Genomic DNA, 16,769 nt, shown 5'->3' with positions numbered 1-16,769 from the left:
TTAAACCAAAACACCGGACTGGCGCAGGGCCTGACGCAGCGGTTCGTGGCAGGGTGCGCTGAGCCAGGTGAGCGGCAGACGGATACCGTCCGGCATCAAGCCCATTTCATGCAGCGCCCATTTCACGGGGATAGGGTTGGATTCGATAAACAGGGTTTTATTGAGCGGCATCAGCTTTTCGTGAATCGCGCGGGCGGTGACGGCGTCACCACGCATCGCAGCGGCGCACAGTTCGCTCATGGCACGCGGGGCGACGTTGGCGGTCACCGAGATATTGCCCTTGCCGCCGAGCAGGATCAGCTCGACTGCGGTGGCGTCATCACCGGAGTACACCAGGAAGTCATCGCTGACACCGGCCAGGATGGCAGTGACGCGCGACAGGTCGCCGGTGGCTTCCTTGATGCCGATGATGTTCGGCACGCTCGACAGGCGCACAACCGTGGCCGGCAGCATGTCGCAGGCGGTACGGCCCGGCACGTTGTAGAGGATCTGCGGGATGTCGACCGCTTCGGCGATGGCCTTGAAGTGCTGGTACAGCCCTTCCTGGGTCGGCTTGTTGTAATACGGTGTGACCAGCAGGCACGCATCGGCGCCGGCAGCCTTGGCATTGGTGGTCAGCTCGATCGCTTCACGCGTCGAGTTGGCGCCCGTGCCGGCAATGACCGGGATACGTCCTGCCACCTGTTTGACCACGTAACGAATCACTTCAATGTGTTCGTTCACATCGAGCGTTGCCGATTCACCTGTAGTGCCAACGGCAACAATGGCGTTGGTGCCCTCTTGCAGGTGAAAGTCCACCAGTTTGCGCAGTGCGTCCCAGTCCAGACGGCCTTGTGCATCCATAGGTGTGACCAGTGCCACCATACTGCCCGCAATCATGCAACCGCTCCTGCCGGAAAAAGAGAGCCGTAATGGTACTGGCGCCATGACCCTTGCACAAGCAACAGCGCGCCCGATGAGCATTCCCCTTGGCGCTGCTTTTCGCTACCCTTCAGCCTTTGATTGGTACTGATGAGTGCGCAAGGCTGTTTCACAGGTCTTTATCCAGCGCCAAAAGCCCGCCCCAAACACCGCCAGGAGCGGTTTGCAGAGCCTGCAGACTGTCTACGACGGCGTATTGGCAGGGTTCAGGCATTTGTTGAGAGCCTGCTAGTCGCGACGCATTCATCCACCGTACTGACCGCTCATCGCTTTAGGAAGGTTGCATGTCCACCCCCACAGTCCGCGAACAATTCCTTGTCATCAGTGCCCTTGGCGCCAACCCAATGGAGCTGACTAACGTCCTGTGCCGCGCCAGCCATGAAAATCGCTGCGCCGTCGTGACCTCCCGCCTCACTCGCCACGGCGAATGCAGCGCACTGGTTCTGGAAATCACTGGCAGCTGGGATGCCCTGGCCCGCCTTGAAGCCGGCTTGCCCGCACTGGCCAAAAAACACGCGTTCAGCGTCAATGTGGTGCGCAGTGCCGCCCTTGAGACCCGCCCGCAGGCGCTACCGTACGTGGCCTATGTCAGCTCGGCCTACCGCTCGGACATCATCAACGAGCTGTGCCAGTTCTTCATGGACCACAACGTCGAACTTGAAAACCTGACCTGCGACACCTATCAGGCGCCACAAACCGGCGGCACCATGCTCAACGCCACTTTCACCGTGACCTTGCCGGCCGGTATCCAGATCAGCTGGTTGCGCGATCAGTTCCTGGACTTCGCCGACGCGCTGAACCTCGATGCGCTGATCGAACCCTGGCGCCCACAAAACCCAATGTAAGGAAGCTCCCCCCATGGCCGTTGCAATTGACCAACCCGTAGGCGACTTCCAGATCCCGGCTACCAGTGAGCAAACCGTCAGTCTGGCGGCACTCAAGGGCAAGCAGGTGGTGATTTACTTTTACCCCAAGGACAGCACGCCGGGCTGCACCACTGAAGGCCAGGGCTTTCGTGACCACTACGCCGAATTCCAGGCGGCCAACACCGAAGTGTTTGGCGTGTCGCGCGACAGCCTCAAGTCCCATGAGAACTTCAAGGCCAAGCAGGGTTTTCCGTTCGAATTGCTGAGCGACAAGGACGAAGCCCTGTGCCAGCTGTTTGACGTGATCAAGCTGAAGAAGCTGTACGGCAAGGAATACCTGGGCGTGGACCGCAGCACATTCCTGATCGACAAGAACGGCGTGTTGCGTCACGAATGGCGCGGCGTGAAAGTGCCGGGCCATGTTGAAGCGGTGCTGGAACAGGCCAGGGCGCTGAACCAGGCCTGATACTCCCGCAGCAGGAGCGAGCTTGCCTCGCGATCTTTTAAAAGATCAAAAGCTCGCCCCTGCAGGGTCACAGGACCTTACTGACGTACCAGCCGCAGGTTCTGGAATTCGACCGCTTCGGTACTGCGGTACGGGTTGATGTCCAGCCCGCCACGACGCACATAGCGCGCATAGACGGTCAATTTTTCCGGCTTGAGCAAACGCTGCAGGTCGAGAAAAATCCGCTCCACGCATTGCTCATGGAAATCCGAGTGCTGACGGAAGCTCACCAGATACGCCAGCAAACTGGCGTGATCCAGTGCCGCTCCACGGTACTCCACCACCACTGTGCCCCAGTCAGGCTGACTGGTGACCGGGCAGTTGGATTTGAGCAGGTGGCTGTAGACGCTTTCTTCGATCACCCGCGTCTCATCGCACTTGAGCAATTCAGGTCGCGGCTGCTGGTAATCGCTGACACTGATGTCCAGATCATCGATACACAGACCGGGCAAAACCCCGGTGCCATCTGCCTGAACCTCATCCAGGCTACGCACGCGCACGCCGACGGGCTTGCCGGATGCGGCTGACAAATCTGCCTGCAACGTCTGCACCAGACTTGGTGTATCGGCGAAAACGCTCTGATTGAGCGAGTTCAGGTACAGCTTGAAAGACTTGGACTCGACGATGTTCGGCGAATCGGCGGCAAAGCAGAACTCGCCAATGGCCACCACCGGCTTGCCTGACGGCAACAACCATGAGAGCTCGAAGCAATTCCAGAAGTCCACCCCGACATACGGCAGGGTCTCGGCGCTGAGCCCCAGCTCGGCCCATTTCGCCGCACGCGGGATAGGGAACAGCAAGGACGGGGTGTAGGTACTGATGTATTCACTGGACTTGCCCAGCGGCGAATGTTCGGCTGCGGGATGCATGACAAAAACCTGGCTAGAAAAACCCGGCAATTCTATCGGGTTTACGCCAGGCTTTCAGCGCCAGCAGACGATCAGGGCTAATTAAGGCTCAACTTTGACCTTGCCGACCATTCCGGCCTGGTAGTGACCGGGCACATTGCAGGCAAACTCCAGGTTGTCGGCGCGACTGAAGGTCCAGGTAAGCTCGGCAGTTTTACCCGGCCCGACCAACACACTGTTGGGGTCGTCGTGCTGCATGCCCATGGCGCCGTGGTCCATGCCGGCGTGACTCATCCCGGTCGGCGTGAGCATGCCGCTTTGCTGCATTGTGAGCATTTCTTTCTGGTGCGCCCCGTGCATGGCTGCATTGCCCAGGTTGAATTCGTGCAACAACTGCCCTTTATTGACCAGTACAAAACGCACGGTCTCCCCTGCTTTCACGTCCAGTGATGTGGGAGTGAAGGCAATATCGGTCATATCCACTTGCACGGTGCGCGTGGCACTGGCGGCCGGGGCCGGCTGACCAAAATCAAAATGGCCGGCAGGCGCTGCCAGCACCGGCACGCTCAACATCAATAAACAACCCGCGAGGGCCAAACGGTTACGCGCAGTCATACTGACTCCCGGGAATGTACAAATTTTCAACGACTTTAGAACTGCGCCGCTGGCATTCAACTGACCGTAAGATTACAACTTTGTCAGCTTGCCCCTGCCCGCCCAAGGCCAATGTATAAGGCTGAGGATATTTTTGTGATGAGCCACCGATGAAATTGCTGATAGTCGAAGACCAGGCCAAAACCGGCCAGTACCTGCGCCAGGGCTTGAGCGAAGCCGGGTTTACCACCGAACTGGCCGCTGACGGCATCACCGGCCAGCACCTGGCCCTGACCGGCGATTACTCATTGCTGATTCTCGATGTAATGCTCCCGGGCCGTGACGGCTGGCAAATACTGCAAGCGGTGCGCAGTGCGGGGCTGGACATGCCGGTGCTGTTCCTGACCGCCCGCGACGCCGTCGAAGACCGCGTGCACGGTCTGGAACTGGGGGCAGACGATTATCTGGTCAAGCCCTTCGCCTTTTCCGAGTTGCTGGCCCGGGTGCGCAGTTTGCTGCGCCGCGGCAGCAGCACCACGCAAGAGACCCACCTGCAACTGGCCGACCTGCGCCTGGACCTGATCCGGCGCCGGGTTGAGCGCAATGGCCAGCGCATCGACCTCACCGCCAAAGAGTTCGCCCTGCTGGAATTGCTGATGCGACGCCAGGGAGAAGTACTGCCCAAGTCCCTGATCGCCTCACAAGTGTGGGACATGAATTTCGACAGCGACACCAACGTTATCGAAGTCGCGATACGCCGCCTGCGCCTGAAAATCGATGACAGCCATGAACACAAACTGATCCACACCGTGCGCGGCATGGGTTACGTGCTGGAAGAGCGTGCTCCGTGATCCGTCGCCTGTCCCTGAGCAGCCGCCTGGCCCTGCTGTTTGCCGGCTGCACGGCGGTGGTTTCACTTTTTGCCGGGGTGCTGTTCGGGCGCGCCAGCGAGGTACATTTCGTCGAACTCGACCAACAGCTGATGGAAAGTCGCCTCACCGTGCTGCGCGACACCCTGCAAGGCGCCGACACCCTGGAAAGTTTCACCCGGCGCCTGCCCGCCCTGCTCCTGCACCTCAACCAGCAACCAGACCTGACGGTGCGGGTACGCGGCCCGGACGGGCACCTGTGGTTTGACAGCGCGCCAAGTTTGCCGGAACAGCTTGCTGTGCGCCCCGGGCTTGGCAGCCTGCAAATCAACGGCATTGATTACCGGGTTCTGAACCCGATTCCTGACACACAAAACGCACCGCGCCTGACACTGCTGCTGGACATCACCCACCATCAACACTTCCTGCAGCGCATGCAGCACCTGATCTGGATGACGGTCGGCCTCTCGGCGCTGGCTACCGCCATTCTGGGGGCCTGGGCTGCCCGTAGCGGCCTGCGCCCGTTGCGGCGCATGAGCGCGATTGCAGCCAGCGTCTCGGCCGACTCCCTCAACGCACGGCTGCCCCAGCAGCAGATGCCCGCCGAGCTGGCAGAACTGGCCAGCGCCTTCAACGCCATGCTGGAACGGCTGGATGATTCATTTCAGCGACTGTCTGCGTTCTCTGCCGATATTGCCCATGAACTGCGGACCCCGCTGTCGAACCTGCTGACCCATACCCAGGTCACCCTGACCCGGCCCCGGGGCATCGATGAGTACCGCGAGGCCCTGCACAGCAACCTCGAAGAACTGCAGTGGATGGCACAACTGGTCAACGACATGCTGTATCTGGCCAAGGCTGACCATGGCCTGCTCACTCCGCGCCGCGAGCCGCTGGATCTGGGCCGCGAGGTGGACGCTTTACTGGAGTTTTACGCACTGCTGGCCGAGGACTCGCAAATAGCCTTGACCCGCGAAGGTAACGGACAGATTGCAGGCGATCGCAGCATGTTGCGCCGCGCGCTGTCCAACCTGCTGGATAACGCCTTGCGTTACACGCCGGGGGGTGGAGCCATCAAGGTGCTAATCGAAGAAACGGCGAGCCACGTGCGCATCAGCATCGAAAACACCGGAGCCGGGATCGCTGCCGAGTTGCTGCCACGCCTGTTTGATCGCTTCTACCGGGCCGATCCGGCACGGCGCGAAGGCAGCAGCGAGCATGCGGGGCTGGGACTGGCCATCACCCAGTCAATCATTCGCGCCCATGGCGGGCAGATCAGGTGTGAAGCCCAGGAAGGCGTGACACGGTTCGTGCTTGAACTGCCCGCTATCAAGGCCGTGAGCACCTGACGCCTCCTGTAGGAGCGAGCTTTTCAACACGCAGGAAGAGCTCGCGAGCAAGCTCGCTCCTACAGGTCAGGGTAAGGGCGGTCAGGAGTAGCGCAGCCCATGGGCCGGCTGGATTTTCGCCGCGCGATACGGCTGGAAATTGAACGCTCGTACGTACTGTAGGAGCGAGCTTGCTCGCGAGCTTTTCAGCACTCAGGAAGAGCTCGCGAGACAAGCTCGCTCCTACAGGTCAGGTTAAGGGCGGCCAGGAGTAGCGCAGCCCATGGGCCGGCTGGATTTTCGCCGCGCGATACGGCTGGAAATTGAGCGGCCGTATGTACTGTAGGAGCGAGCTTGTCTCGCGAGCTTTTCAGCACTCAGGAAGAGCTCGCGAGACAAGCTCGCTCCTACAGGTCAGGCTAAGGGCGGTCAGGAGTAGCGCAGCGCGTGGGCCGGCTGGATTTTCGCTGCGCGATACGCAGGGTACAGCGTCGCCAGAAAACTCAGCAAAAAGCCTGCACCGCAGATCAACGCCACATCGCCACCTTGCAGCTCTGATGGCAGGTTGCTGACGAAGTACACGTCGGAGCTGAATATGTGCTGCCCGGAAACCCGTTCCATCCAGCCCACCAGCTCGCTGACATTCAGCGCCGCAATCACACCCAATACGCCGCCAATCAAGGTACCGACAATACCGATCACCGTGCCCTGGACCATGAAAATGGCCATGATCTGACGCGGGGTGGCGCCGATGGTGCGCAAGATGGCGATATCGGCCCCCTTGTCGTTCACCACCATGATCAAGGTGGCGATGATGTTGAACGCAGCCACGGCCACGATCATCAGCAACAACAGGCCGATCATGGTTTTTTCCATCTTCATGGCGCTGAACAGGCTGCCCTGGGTGTGGGTCCAGTCATCCGCCCGGTAACCGTCGCCCAGGCTGCCCGCCACCTGCTTCGACACCTGGGGCGCCGCGTACAGATCCTTCACCGCCAGGCGCACGCTTTGCACCTGATTCGGCTGCCAGTGCTGCATGGCAGCGGCATCGGCAACGTGGATCAGGCCCATGGAGCCATCAAGCTCGGCCCCGACCTTGAAGATACCGACCACATTCAAGCGCTGCAGGCGCGGGGTAATTCCCCCCGGTGCGGTGCTGGCCTCGGGTACGATCAAGGTGATTCTGTCACCGATACCCAGGCGAAACCGTCGCGCGGTAATGTCACCCAGCACCACGCCAAACTCGCCGGGCTTCAGGTCTTCTAGCCGGCCCTGCACGATGTGCTGGGCAACGATCGAAACCTGGCCTTCCAGCGCCGGATCAACCCCGCTGACCTGAATCGGCTGCATCGAGCCCTTGTAGGACAACATGCCATCCATCTCGGTAAACGGCACAGCGGCCGTGACCTCGGGATTCTTCATCGCCGCTTCGGCCACCGGGCGCCAGTCATCAATGGGCTTTACGCCGACGATGGTCGCGTGGGGCACCATACCGAGAATGCGGTTGCTCATTTCACGCTGAAAACCATTCATCACCGACAACACCACAATCATCGCCAGTACGCCCAGGGCGAGACCGATCATCGAAGTCATGGAGATAAACGAAACAAATCGGTTGCGGCGCTTGGCACGGGTATAGCGCGTGCCGATAAAAATCGATAACGGTCTGAACATTCGCGGGCACCGTATAAAAATAAAAGACCCGGCGCCGGAATACGGCGCCGGGCTTGGCGATTACATCGCGCTCAGACGACCTTCCTGAAGGTGCAATACGCGATCCATCTGGCGGGCCAGGTTCATGTCATGGGTCACCACCAGGAACGCTGTGCGCATCGAGGTGCTGAGCTCCAGCATCAAGTCCTGAATGCCCTGGGCGGTGTGCGAATCGAGGTTGCCGGTGGGCTCGTCGAGCATCACCAGCCCCGGGTTGTTCACCAGTGCACGGGCAATCGCCACGCGCTGGCGCTCGCCACCCGACAGTTCTGCCGGCTTGTGCTCCAGGCGATGGCCCAGGCCAACCCGGGTCAGCAACGCAGTTGCACGCTCACGCGCCTCGGGGATCGGGGTTTTACCGATCAGCAATGGCATGCAGACGTTTTCCAGCGCGGTGAATTCGGCCAGCAGGTGGTGAAACTGGTAAACGAAGCCCAGCGAGCGGTTACGCAACAGGCCGCGGGCCTTTTCGCCCAGTGCCGACAGCTCTTCGCCTGCCAGCCACACGCTGCCCGAAGACGGGGTATCGAGGCCGCCGAGCAAATTGAGCAAGGTACTTTTGCCCGAACCCGAGGTCCCGACAATCGCCACGCGCTCGCCCGGGTGCAGCTCCAGCTGCAGGCCGGACAACACCACCACCGACTCCGGGCCTTCCTCGTAGCTCTTGCCCAGGTCGCGGCAACTCAACACTGCTTGTTCTTTCATGCCCAACTCACTCATAACGAAGCGCCTGCGCAGGCTGGGTGCGCGCAGCACGCCAGGCCGGGTACAAGGTCGCGAGGAAACTCAGAACCAATGCCGCGCCACACACCATCAACACATCCTGCGCCTGCAATTGCGACGGCAGGTAGTCGATAAAGTACACGTCGGCGTTGAGAAACTTGTGCCCGATCAAGCCTTCAAGGGCCGAGATCGCAGCACTCACATTGAGTGCCGCCAACATGCCGAGCACGGCGCCGATGGCGGTCCCGACCACACCGATAACGGTGCCCTGGACCATAAAGATGGCCATGATGGTGCCGGGCGTGGCGCCCAGGGTGCGCAAAATAGCGATGTCGCCTTTCTTGTCATTGACCACCATCACCAGGGTGGAAATGATGTTGAAGGCGGCCACGGCGACAATCAGCAGCAACAGCAAACCGATCATGGCTTTTTCCATGCGGATTGCCTGATACAGATTGCCATGGGTGCGGGTCCAGTCGCGGGCGTAATACTGGCTCTCGCCCAGCTGCTGGGCGATTTCCCATGCCGTACGCGGCGCCTGGAACAGATCGTCAAACTTGAGACGCAACCCCTGTACCTGATCAGGCTTCCAGCGTTGCAAACGCGCCAGATCCTGCAGGTTGGTCACGCCCAGGTAGCCGTCAATTTCACCCGCGCCGACATGGAAAATGCCCTGCACGGTGAAACGCTTCATGCGTGGAAACATCCCGGCCGGGGTCACGGTGACTTCCGGCGCAACAAAGGTCAGCTTGTCACCGATGGCAACCCCGAGCTTCCTGGCCGCCTTGTCACCAATGATAATGCCGAAGCTGCCCGGGGTCAGCGAGTCGAGCTGTCCTTCGAGCATGAACTTGTCAATGATCGATACCTTGCGTTCCTGCACCGGATCGATGGCATTGAGCATTACTTTCTGCACATTGCCGTCATGGGTCAGCAGCCCCTGCATCTGGGTGAACGGCGCTACTGCCTCCACCTTGGGGTTCTGCCGGACCTTGGCGGCCAGGCTTTGCCAGTCGCTGATCGGTTGATCACCAACGATGGTCGCGTGGGGCACCATGCCCAGCACGCGGGTGCGCATCTCATGATCGAAGCCGTTCATCACCGAGAGCACCACAATCATTACGACCACGCCGAGGGCGAGTCCGATCATTGAAGTCAGAGAAATGAACGACACAAAATGATTGCGGCGCTTTGCACGGGTATAACGCGTGCCGATAAATACGAAGAGAGGTCTGAACATGTCGGGGCTTGTTCGAGGGAAAAGAAGACGTCCTTGTGGCGGGGCCTGATAAGCAGCTTTACACTCAGACCACAGCCGCCATCACGGGTTCGCCATGTCGACATTAAATGACGCAGATCGCCGCGAATACTACCGTATCGAAGATCTGATCGCACTGGAAATAACCCCGCTAAGGGCCTCCGAAGCCGCTACCAGCGAAGTGTTGCAAGATGCGTCTCCACTGTTCAATTTACTCAGTGAGCTGCACCTTAGCGAATTCGAGTCCCAGCACCTGCTGCGCCAGATCAGCGAGCGCGACCGCACTGTTTCCAGCTACCTGAAAACCCTTAACAAACGCGTCGATCTGCTGAGCCAGATCGTGGCGCAAACCGTGCTGGGCCAAATCGGCGAGCTACAGCCGGTGACGCTGTCCGAAGGCGGAATCGAGTTTCATCACCCGCACCCCTACCCGACCGACAGCCACCTTGCAGTCAAACTGGTACTGATGCCACAAGCCCTTGGGCTGCTGCTGCGGGCACGCGTCGTGCGATGCCTGGCGCAGGACGGCGGCTACAGCATCGACACCGAATTTGAATCCCTTAACGACACCCAACGTCAGTTGTTAGCGCGCCACATTTTGCAAAAACAGGCACAGGCACGCCGCCTGGCCCGCGAACAACACGAATCCGCGCCCGAATGAATACTCAGGCGCTACCTACCAAGGAGCAATTGTGACTCTGATTTACGGCCATCGCGGCGCCAAAGGCGAAGCACCTGAAAACACTCTTGCCAGCTTTGAGCAATGTCTCAAACACGGCGTACGTCGCTGCGAACTTGATCTGCACCTGTCCAAAGACGGCGAGCTGATGGTGATCCACGACTCGACCCTCAAGCGCACCACCGACCGCCGCGGCAAGGTCAGTGAACATACCGCAGCGGATCTGGCGACCTATGACGCGCGCAAAGGCGGCCCCGGCTGGATGCAGCCATGCCCGATCCCGCGTCTTGAAGAGCTGTTCGAGAAATGCAACTTCGAGCACTGGCAGCTGGAAGTCAAAAGCGCATCCCGCACCCGGGCTGCAAGCACGGTACTGGCCATTCGTGAAATGGCGGTGCGCCACGGCATCATGGACAAGGTCACCGTCACCTCAAGCTCCCGTGAGGTGCTCAAGGCCGCGCTGGAGCTGACCCCGGACCTGTCCCGCGGACTGGTAGCCGAATACGCCTGGCTCGACCCGATCAAGGTCGCGCAAGGTTATGGCTGTGACATGCTGGCGCTGAACTGGACGCTATGCACCCCCGAGCGCCTTGAGAAAGCACAACAGCAGGGTTTGCATGTATCGGTGTGGACGGTCAACGAGCCTGCACTAATGCGCAGGCTCGCCGACTTCGGCGTAGATAGCCTGATTACAGACTTTCCCGGTTTGGCCACTGCCACCCTCGGGAAAAGCTGAAATCGGTCTCCCCGGCCGGCTCAGGCCACCGGCCGGAGCCGCTCAAAAAAGCCGGTTAAGGCCATCGTAAGCGGCTACCCGATAGGCTTCAGCCATGGTCGGGTAGTTGAACGTGGTATTGACGAAATACTTCAGGGTATTGAGCTCGCCCGGCTGGTTCATGATCGCCTGACCGATGTGCACGATCTCGGATGCCTGGTAGCCAAAGCAGTGAACGCCCAGCACTTGCAGGGTTTCACGGTGGAACAGGATTTTCAGCATGCCCTGGGGCTCGCCGGCAATCTGTGCCCGCGCCATGCTCTTGAAGAACGCCTTGCCCACTTCATACGGCACTTTGGCCTGGGTCAGCTCCTGCTCGTTCTTGCCGATCGAGCTGATCTCCGGAATCGTGTAAATACCGGTTGGCACGTCGTTCACGAAACGCCAGCTGCCGTTATCCACAATACTGCCAGCGGCGGAGCGGCCCTGGTCATGGGCAGCACTGGCCAGGCTTGGCCAGCCAATCACGTCACCGGCACCATAGATATTGGGCACTGTGGTGCGATAGTTTTCATCGACACTGATCTGGCCGCGGCCATTGACCTTGATCCCGATGTTTTCCAGACCCAGCTGATCGGTGTTGCCGGTACGCCCGTTGCACCAGAGCAAGGCATCTGCCTTGATCTTTTTGCCGGACTTGAGGTGCAGAATCACGCCGTTTTCGACGCCTTCAACCCGCTCGTATTCTTCGTTGTGGCGAACCGTGATGTTGTTGTTGCTGAAGTGGTAGCTCAGCGCCTGCGAGATCTCGGAGTCGAGGAAACTGAGCAATTGCTCACGGTTGTCCACCAGCTCGATCAATACCCCCAGACCGCTGAAGATCGACGCGTATTCGCAGCCGATCACCCCGGCGCCGTAAACAATCAGCTTACGCGGGGTATGTCCCAGGCTGAGGATGGTGTCGCTATCGTAGATACGCGAGTGAGAGAAATCGATATCGGCCGGGCGATACGGACGCGAGCCGGTGGCGATAATGATTTGCTTGGCCATCAGGGTTTCGACGACACCGTTGCTGCACACCACTTCAATGGTTTGCTCATCGGTGAAGCTGCCGGTACCGAAGAACAGGTCTACGCGATTGCGCGCATAGAAGCCGGTACGCGATGCCACTTGTTTGGAGATGACTTTTTCGGCGCTTTTCAGTACGTCCGGAAACGAGAACCAGCGCGGCTCACCAATGGCCCGGAACATCGGGTTGGTGTTGAACTGCATGATCTGGCGAACCGAGTGACGCAAGGCTTTGGAAGGGATAGTGCCCAAGTGCGTGCAGTTGCCGCCCACCTGGCGCCGGCTATCGACCATCGCCACTTTGCGTCCCGCTTTTGCGGCGTTCATTGCCGCACCTTCTCCCGCCGGGCCGGAACCCAGTACCACTACGTCGTAGTTGTAGACAGCCATGCGTACTCCTCAGAACAGGCCGCGGCCCCCATTTGGGCACCTGCGGCTAAATCATGTCGCGGCCAGCGGCATGAAGGATCAAAACGTGGGGCACAGTCTATAGAAGCCTGAAGGCCACGAACATTAACCCTTGGTCTGGTCGAAAACTATTTTTGTCCGCGGCGCATCGTTCAGACGCGTGCCCCCCTGCAGGAGCTAGCCTGCTGGCGGGCTCTTCAAGATCAAATGCTCGCGAGCAAGCTCGCTCCTGCACAGATCTTCGTCATGCTTTCACAAAACTGGCATAACCTTTAACCACCCATCGATCAGGATTGCGTCCATGCGCCAGCTGTTGATCGCCCTGGTGCTGACTTTTAGCGCCGCAGCCCTCGCCGATGAATCCGCGCAGCTCAAACAAGCCGGCTTTGCCGCACAGTGGCAGGGAGGCTCGCAGCCCATGGAGCGCAGGGGCCAGATCGTACTGACGTATCTGTGGGCCGACATCTATGCCGCAGCACTGTTCACCCGGCCCGGCCTCACCCCGCAACAAGCGTTCGATGAACAGCGCGCCATGCGCCTGGAACTGTTCTATCTGCGCGACCTCGATCACAGCGATGTAACCCGGGCTTCTGCAGCCATTCTCAAACGCCAGCAGCCTGCCGCCACCCTCGCCCGCCTGGAACAACCGCTGAAACAACTGCAGGCCAGCTTTGGCCATATCAAACGGGGCGATCGCTACGCCCTGGACTATGACCCGCAACGCGGCCTGAACCTTGAACGCAATGGCAAAGTTATCTTCAACAGCTCCGATCCGGAGCTGGCCAAGGCCTATCTCGGCATCTGGCTCGGCCCGGACGGACTTCCTGAAAAGCTGCGCCAGACCCTGCTGGCGCATACCCCCTGAGCCATCCTGTAGTTGCAACTGCAGTTGCCTACAGCAACGGATACACATATCGTTACAAAACTGTTTTGCACAACGGCACAAGCCTTGATCTTGCAGTGTGGACGAGTAAAAAACATGGATTACGCATAAAACAGATAACAGCGGGTGATTTCTGATGGGCTCCAGTACGGGCAAAGGCAAGGCGATTTTTCGCGTTGTCAGCGGTAACTTTCTCGAGATGTTCGACTTCATGGTCTTTGGCTTCTACGCCACGGCCATTGCCAAAACCTTCTTTCCGTCCGACAGCGCCTTCGCTTCATTAATGCTTGCCCTGGCTACTTTTGGCGCAGGCTTCCTGATGCGCCCGCTGGGTGCAATCTTTCTCGGCGCCTACATCGACCGTCACGGTCGGCGCAAAGGCCTGATCATTACCCTCGCCCTGATGGCCATGGGCACAGTGCTGATTGCCTGTGTGCCGGGTTATGCCACCCTGGGTGTCGCAGCCCCGTTACTGGTGTTGCTGGGGCGCTTGCTGCAAGGTTTTTCAGCGGGCGTGGAACTGGGCGGCGTTTCGGTATACCTGGCGGAAATCGCCACTCCGGGTCGCAAAGGCTTCTTCGTTAGCTGGCAATCGGCTAGCCAGCAAGCGGCAGTGGTGTTCGCCGGCCTGCTCGGGGTTGGCCTCAACCACTGGCTGAGCCCGGAAGACATGGGTGACTGGGGCTGGCGCATCCCATTCCTGATCGGCTGCATGATCGTGCCGGTGATCTTTGTCATCCGTAAATCGATGGAAGAAACCCCTGAGTTCGAAGCCCGAACGCATCACCCTACCCTGCGTGAAATAGTTCGTTCCATCGGTCAGAACTTCGGACTGGTGCTGGGCGGCATGGCCCTGGTGGTGATGACCACCGTGTCGTTCTACCTGATCACCGCTTACACCCCGACCTTCGGCAAGTCAGAACTGCACCTGTCGGATTTCGATGCCCTGTTGGTGACGGTGTGCATTGGCCTGTCGAACTTCTTCTGGCTGCCGGTGATGGGCGCACTGTCCGACAAGGTAGGACGTAAACCGTTGCTGCTGGGCGCGACCCTCCTGGCGATCCTGACTGCTTATCCGGCGCTGTCCTGGCTGGTGGCCAACCCGAGCTTCAGCCATCTGCTGATCGTCGAGTTGTGGTTGTCGTTCCTGTATGGCTCGTACAACGGCGCCATGGTGGTGGCCCTTACCGAAATCATGCCGGTCGAGGTGCGCACCACAGGCTTCTCCCTGGCTTATAGCCTGGCCACTGCGACCTTTGGCGGCTTTACTCCGGCGGCTTGCACCTACCTGATCCACGTACTGGACAACAAGGCGGCACCGGGCCTGTGGCTGACGGGCGCAGCGGTACTGGGCCTGATTGCCACCGTAGTGCTGTTCCGCGGCAATAAACACGAACTGCGCACCGCTCAAGCCGCAATCCCGGCTAACAGCTAAAACCATGTGGGAGCGAGCTCGCCTCGCGATGTTTTGATCTTCTAAAAGATCGCGAGACAAGCTCGCTCCTACTAGCCTGGCGACTGCACCGGGCCTGATTGCCACCGTAGTGCTGTTCCGTGGCAATAAACACGAACTGCGTACCGCTCAAGCCGCAATCCCGGCTAACAGCTAAAACCATGTAGGAGCGAGCTCGCCTCGCGATGTTTTTGACAATTTTACAGCGCACACAAAAACGCCCCGAACCAGTCGGGGCGTTTTCAGTTGCGGCGGTTGCTTAGCGCGGGAACGCTGGCGGGTTGACCCCGGCCATGTCTTCCATCACGCGAACTACCTGGCAGCTGTAACCGAATTCGTTGTCGTACCACACGTACAGAACAACGCGGTTGTCATTGCAGATAGTCGCTTCAGCATCGACCACACCGGCGTGACGCGAACCTACGAAGTCAGTGGAAACCACTTCCTGGGAGTTCACGTAGTCGATTTGCTTGTGCAGATCGGAGTGCAGCGCCATGTAGCGCAGGTACTCGTTCATTTCTTCACGGGTAGCCGGCTTCTCAAGGTTCAGGTTGAGGATGGCCATCGAAACGTTTGGTGTCGGAACGCGGATCGCGTTACCGGTCAGCTTGCCGGCCAGCTCGGGCAGAGCCTTGGCAGCAGCGGTGGCAGCGCCGGTTTCGGTGATAACCATGTTCAGCGCGGCGCTACGGCCACGGCGGTCGCCCTTGTGGAAGTTGTCGATCAGGTTCTGGTCGTTGGTGTACGAGTGAACCGTTTCAACGTGACCGTTGACGATGCCGAACTTGTCGTTGACAGCCTTGAGCACCGGCACGATGGCGTTGGTGGTGCAGGATGCCGCCGAAACGATCTTGTCGTCTGCGGTGATTTCGCCGTGGTTGATACCGTGAACGATGTTTTTCAGCTTGCCTTTGCCCGGTGCGGTCAACACCACACGGTCAATGCCAGGGCAAGCCAGGTGCTGGCCAAGGCCTTCGGCGTCACGCCATACACCGGTGTTGTCCACCAGCAATGCGTTCTGAATGCCGTACTGGGTGTAGTCCACTTCAGTCGGGTTCTTCGCGTAGATCACCTGGATCAGGTTGCCGTTGGCGGTGATGGTGTTGTTGACTTCATCAATAACGATGGTGCCATCGAACGGACCATGTACCGAGTCACGACGCAGCAAGCTTGCACGCTTGACCAGATCGTTTTCGGCACCTTTGCGCACAACGATGGCACGCAGACGCAGACCGTCGCCACCACCGGTTTTTTCGATCAGGATGCGCGCCAGCAGACGGCCGATACGACCGAAGCCGTACAGCACAACGTCAGTGCCTTTGCGGGCAGAAGCATTTTGCTGACCCACTACATCGGCCAGTTCTTCGCGCACGAACTGCTCGGCAGTACGGCCATTGGCTTCGGCCTTGAATTTAACGGCCAGCTTGCCCAGGTCTACCGAAGCAGCACCGAGCTTGAGCTCGCTCATTGCTTTAAGCAGAGGGAAAGTTTCGTGTACGGACAATTCGCTGTCATCGGACTGGCGATGACGGGCAAAGCGATGAGCTTTGAGAATCGCGATGACTGAACGGTTGATCAGGCTGCGGCCATAGATCGAACTCACCACATTGTTATTGCGGTAGAGCTGACCGATTAGCGGGATCATCGCTTCTGCGAGTGCTTCACGGTCGATCCATTCACCAAGACACTGGTCGGGCTTCTGAGTCACGGGAACCTTCCACATGTAGGGGCTGAAAAAAGGGGCTACATTATGCAGTTGCGCCCCTGCCTGGGCAATGCACGCCTGTCACACGCCCGAACTGAAACGTTTAAGCCCCAGCAAATAAAGGTAAAAAAATTTATAACACCCTGGTTTTCATGGGTTTTCAGCCCTTGATCCTCCCCCGTGACAGCCCCATGTCCGGTATCACGTACAGAATTCACCCCCCCTTTAAAGAC

The 16,769-nt window shown here is 59.3% G+C and carries 16 protein-coding genes; 8 read left to right on the top strand and 8 right to left on the bottom strand.

Going from position 1 to position 16,769, the window contains the following annotated elements; genetic code table 11:
* The gene (gene dapA / locus FEZ21_RS10245) at positions 1-879 is read right to left on the bottom strand and encodes a 4-hydroxy-tetrahydrodipicolinate synthase (protein WP_160627020.1); all 879 of its coding nucleotides are present in this window, start codon (positions 877-879) and stop codon (positions 1-3) included.
* A 326-nt stretch (positions 880-1,205) separates the two neighbouring features.
* Between dapA and FEZ21_RS10240 the strand changes: the two genes are divergently transcribed.
* Together FEZ21_RS10240 and FEZ21_RS10235 are read left to right on the top strand one after the other, a co-directional pair.
* Positions 1,206-1,766: a glycine cleavage system protein R gene (locus tag FEZ21_RS10240; RefSeq protein ID WP_003446670.1), complete on the top strand. Its 561-nt coding sequence runs from the start codon at positions 1,206-1,208 to the stop codon at positions 1,764-1,766.
* 13 nt (positions 1,767-1,779) lie between these two features.
* Complete coding sequence (locus tag FEZ21_RS10235) at positions 1,780-2,253, top strand: peroxiredoxin (protein WP_003446668.1); 474 nt, start codon at positions 1,780-1,782, stop codon at positions 2,251-2,253.
* A 77-nt stretch (positions 2,254-2,330) separates the two neighbouring features.
* On the opposite strand, the gene queF is transcribed toward FEZ21_RS10235, so the two are convergent.
* Together queF and FEZ21_RS10225 are read right to left on the bottom strand one after the other, a co-directional pair.
* Complete coding sequence (gene queF, locus FEZ21_RS10230) at positions 2,331-3,161, bottom strand: NADPH-dependent 7-cyano-7-deazaguanine reductase QueF (RefSeq protein WP_003446667.1); 831 nt, start codon at positions 3,159-3,161, stop codon at positions 2,331-2,333.
* An 81-nt stretch (positions 3,162-3,242) separates the two neighbouring features.
* Positions 3,243-3,755: a plastocyanin/azurin family copper-binding protein gene (locus FEZ21_RS10225; protein WP_160627018.1), complete on the bottom strand. Its 513-nt coding sequence runs from the start codon at positions 3,753-3,755 to the stop codon at positions 3,243-3,245.
* Between the two features lie 149 nt (positions 3,756-3,904).
* Here FEZ21_RS10225 and FEZ21_RS10220 point away from each other — a divergent pair, with 149 nt between their 5' ends.
* Positions 3,905-4,585 (top strand): heavy metal response regulator transcription factor, encoded by a 681-nt coding sequence (locus FEZ21_RS10220; RefSeq protein ID WP_003446663.1) that lies wholly within the window; start codon positions 3,905-3,907, stop codon positions 4,583-4,585.
* Positions 4,585-5,952, top strand: a complete 1,368-nt coding sequence (locus FEZ21_RS10215) for a heavy metal sensor histidine kinase (RefSeq protein WP_029612745.1) — start codon at positions 4,585-4,587, stop codon at positions 5,950-5,952. The genes FEZ21_RS10220 and FEZ21_RS10215 overlap by 1 nt, the downstream gene beginning before the upstream one ends.
* Before the next feature lie 408 nt (positions 5,953-6,360).
* On the opposite strand, the gene FEZ21_RS10210 is transcribed toward FEZ21_RS10215, so the two are convergent.
* The 3 genes from FEZ21_RS10210 to FEZ21_RS10200 are packed head-to-tail and all read right to left on the bottom strand — an operon-like array spanning position 6,361 to position 9,607.
* The gene (locus FEZ21_RS10210; protein ID WP_003446651.1) at positions 6,361-7,605 is read right to left on the bottom strand and encodes a lipoprotein-releasing ABC transporter permease subunit; all 1,245 of its coding nucleotides are present in this window, start codon (positions 7,603-7,605) and stop codon (positions 6,361-6,363) included.
* Between the two features lie 60 nt (positions 7,606-7,665).
* Positions 7,666-8,349, bottom strand: coding sequence for a lipoprotein-releasing ABC transporter ATP-binding protein LolD (gene lolD, locus FEZ21_RS10205; protein ID WP_165439647.1), 684 nt, complete (start codon positions 8,347-8,349; stop codon positions 7,666-7,668).
* A gap of 7 nt (positions 8,350-8,356) precedes the next feature.
* On the bottom strand, positions 8,357-9,607 hold the full coding sequence (locus FEZ21_RS10200; RefSeq protein WP_003446647.1) for a lipoprotein-releasing ABC transporter permease subunit: 1,251 nt from the start codon (positions 9,605-9,607) through the stop codon (positions 8,357-8,359).
* Positions 9,608-9,701: 94 nt separating this feature from the next.
* Here FEZ21_RS10200 and FEZ21_RS10195 point away from each other — a divergent pair, with 94 nt between their 5' ends.
* Both FEZ21_RS10195 and FEZ21_RS10190 read left to right on the top strand, forming a co-directional pair.
* Positions 9,702-10,286: a PilZ domain-containing protein gene (locus FEZ21_RS10195; RefSeq protein WP_003446645.1), complete on the top strand. Its 585-nt coding sequence runs from the start codon at positions 9,702-9,704 to the stop codon at positions 10,284-10,286.
* A gap of 31 nt (positions 10,287-10,317) precedes the next feature.
* Positions 10,318-11,040, top strand: a complete 723-nt coding sequence (locus FEZ21_RS10190; protein ID WP_003446642.1) for a glycerophosphodiester phosphodiesterase — start codon at positions 10,318-10,320, stop codon at positions 11,038-11,040.
* Positions 11,041-11,082: 42 nt separating this feature from the next.
* Here FEZ21_RS10190 and sthA read toward each other — a convergent pair whose 3' ends face one another.
* Positions 11,083-12,477, bottom strand: a complete 1,395-nt coding sequence (gene sthA, locus FEZ21_RS10185) for a Si-specific NAD(P)(+) transhydrogenase (RefSeq protein ID WP_003446640.1) — start codon at positions 12,475-12,477, stop codon at positions 11,083-11,085.
* Positions 12,478-12,796: 319 nt separating this feature from the next.
* Between sthA and FEZ21_RS10180 the strand changes: the two genes are divergently transcribed.
* Positions 12,797-13,360 carry a chalcone isomerase family protein gene (locus FEZ21_RS10180; RefSeq protein ID WP_160627016.1) on the top strand — a complete coding sequence of 188 codons (564 nt, stop codon included), beginning with the start codon at positions 12,797-12,799 and terminating at the stop codon, positions 13,358-13,360.
* Between the two features lie 154 nt (positions 13,361-13,514).
* Complete coding sequence (locus FEZ21_RS10175; RefSeq protein ID WP_003446635.1) at positions 13,515-14,813, top strand: MFS transporter; 1,299 nt, start codon at positions 13,515-13,517, stop codon at positions 14,811-14,813.
* A gap of 277 nt (positions 14,814-15,090) precedes the next feature.
* On the opposite strand, the gene FEZ21_RS10170 is transcribed toward FEZ21_RS10175, so the two are convergent.
* The gene (locus tag FEZ21_RS10170) at positions 15,091-16,554 is read right to left on the bottom strand and encodes a glyceraldehyde-3-phosphate dehydrogenase (protein WP_029612746.1); all 1,464 of its coding nucleotides are present in this window, start codon (positions 16,552-16,554) and stop codon (positions 15,091-15,093) included.
* Positions 16,555-16,769 lie beyond the last annotated feature (215 nt).

Origin of the sequence: Pseudomonas sp. 9.1(2019), from assembly GCF_009910445.1 — a bacterium.
Lineage (GTDB): Bacteria > Pseudomonadota > Gammaproteobacteria > Pseudomonadales > Pseudomonadaceae > Aquipseudomonas > Aquipseudomonas paraversuta.
This window is presented reverse-complemented; position numbering and strand designations above follow the sequence as displayed.

What these genes read in the sequence shown, in the direction of transcription:
- FEZ21_RS10200 (WP_003446647.1), bottom strand. Translation starts at nt 9,607, where the DNA reads ATGTTCAGACCTCTCTTCGTATTTATCGGCACGCGTTATACCCGTGCA.
- FEZ21_RS10175 (WP_003446635.1), top strand. Translation starts at nt 13,515, where the DNA reads ATGGGCTCCAGTACGGGCAAAGGCAAGGCGATTTTTCGCGTTGTCAGC.
- FEZ21_RS10235 (WP_003446668.1), top strand. Translation starts at nt 1,780, where the DNA reads ATGGCCGTTGCAATTGACCAACCCGTAGGCGACTTCCAGATCCCGGCT.
- FEZ21_RS10210 (WP_003446651.1), bottom strand. Translation starts at nt 7,605, where the DNA reads ATGTTCAGACCGTTATCGATTTTTATCGGCACGCGCTATACCCGTGCC.
- dapA (WP_160627020.1), bottom strand. Translation starts at nt 879, where the DNA reads ATGATTGCGGGCAGTATGGTGGCACTGGTCACACCTATGGATGCACAA.
- FEZ21_RS10220 (WP_003446663.1), top strand. Translation starts at nt 3,905, where the DNA reads ATGAAATTGCTGATAGTCGAAGACCAGGCCAAAACCGGCCAGTACCTG.
- queF (WP_003446667.1), bottom strand. Translation starts at nt 3,161, where the DNA reads ATGCATCCCGCAGCCGAACATTCGCCGCTGGGCAAGTCCAGTGAATAC.
- sthA (WP_003446640.1), bottom strand. Translation starts at nt 12,477, where the DNA reads ATGGCTGTCTACAACTACGACGTAGTGGTACTGGGTTCCGGCCCGGCG.
- FEZ21_RS10180 (WP_160627016.1), top strand. Translation starts at nt 12,797, where the DNA reads ATGCGCCAGCTGTTGATCGCCCTGGTGCTGACTTTTAGCGCCGCAGCC.
- FEZ21_RS10195 (WP_003446645.1), top strand. Translation starts at nt 9,702, where the DNA reads ATGTCGACATTAAATGACGCAGATCGCCGCGAATACTACCGTATCGAA.
- lolD (WP_165439647.1), bottom strand. Translation starts at nt 8,349, where the DNA reads ATGAAAGAACAAGCAGTGTTGAGTTGCCGCGACCTGGGCAAGAGCTAC.
- FEZ21_RS10240 (WP_003446670.1), top strand. Translation starts at nt 1,206, where the DNA reads ATGTCCACCCCCACAGTCCGCGAACAATTCCTTGTCATCAGTGCCCTT.
- FEZ21_RS10225 (WP_160627018.1), bottom strand. Translation starts at nt 3,755, where the DNA reads ATGACTGCGCGTAACCGTTTGGCCCTCGCGGGTTGTTTATTGATGTTG.
- FEZ21_RS10170 (WP_029612746.1), bottom strand. Translation starts at nt 16,554, where the DNA reads ATGTGGAAGGTTCCCGTGACTCAGAAGCCCGACCAGTGTCTTGGTGAA.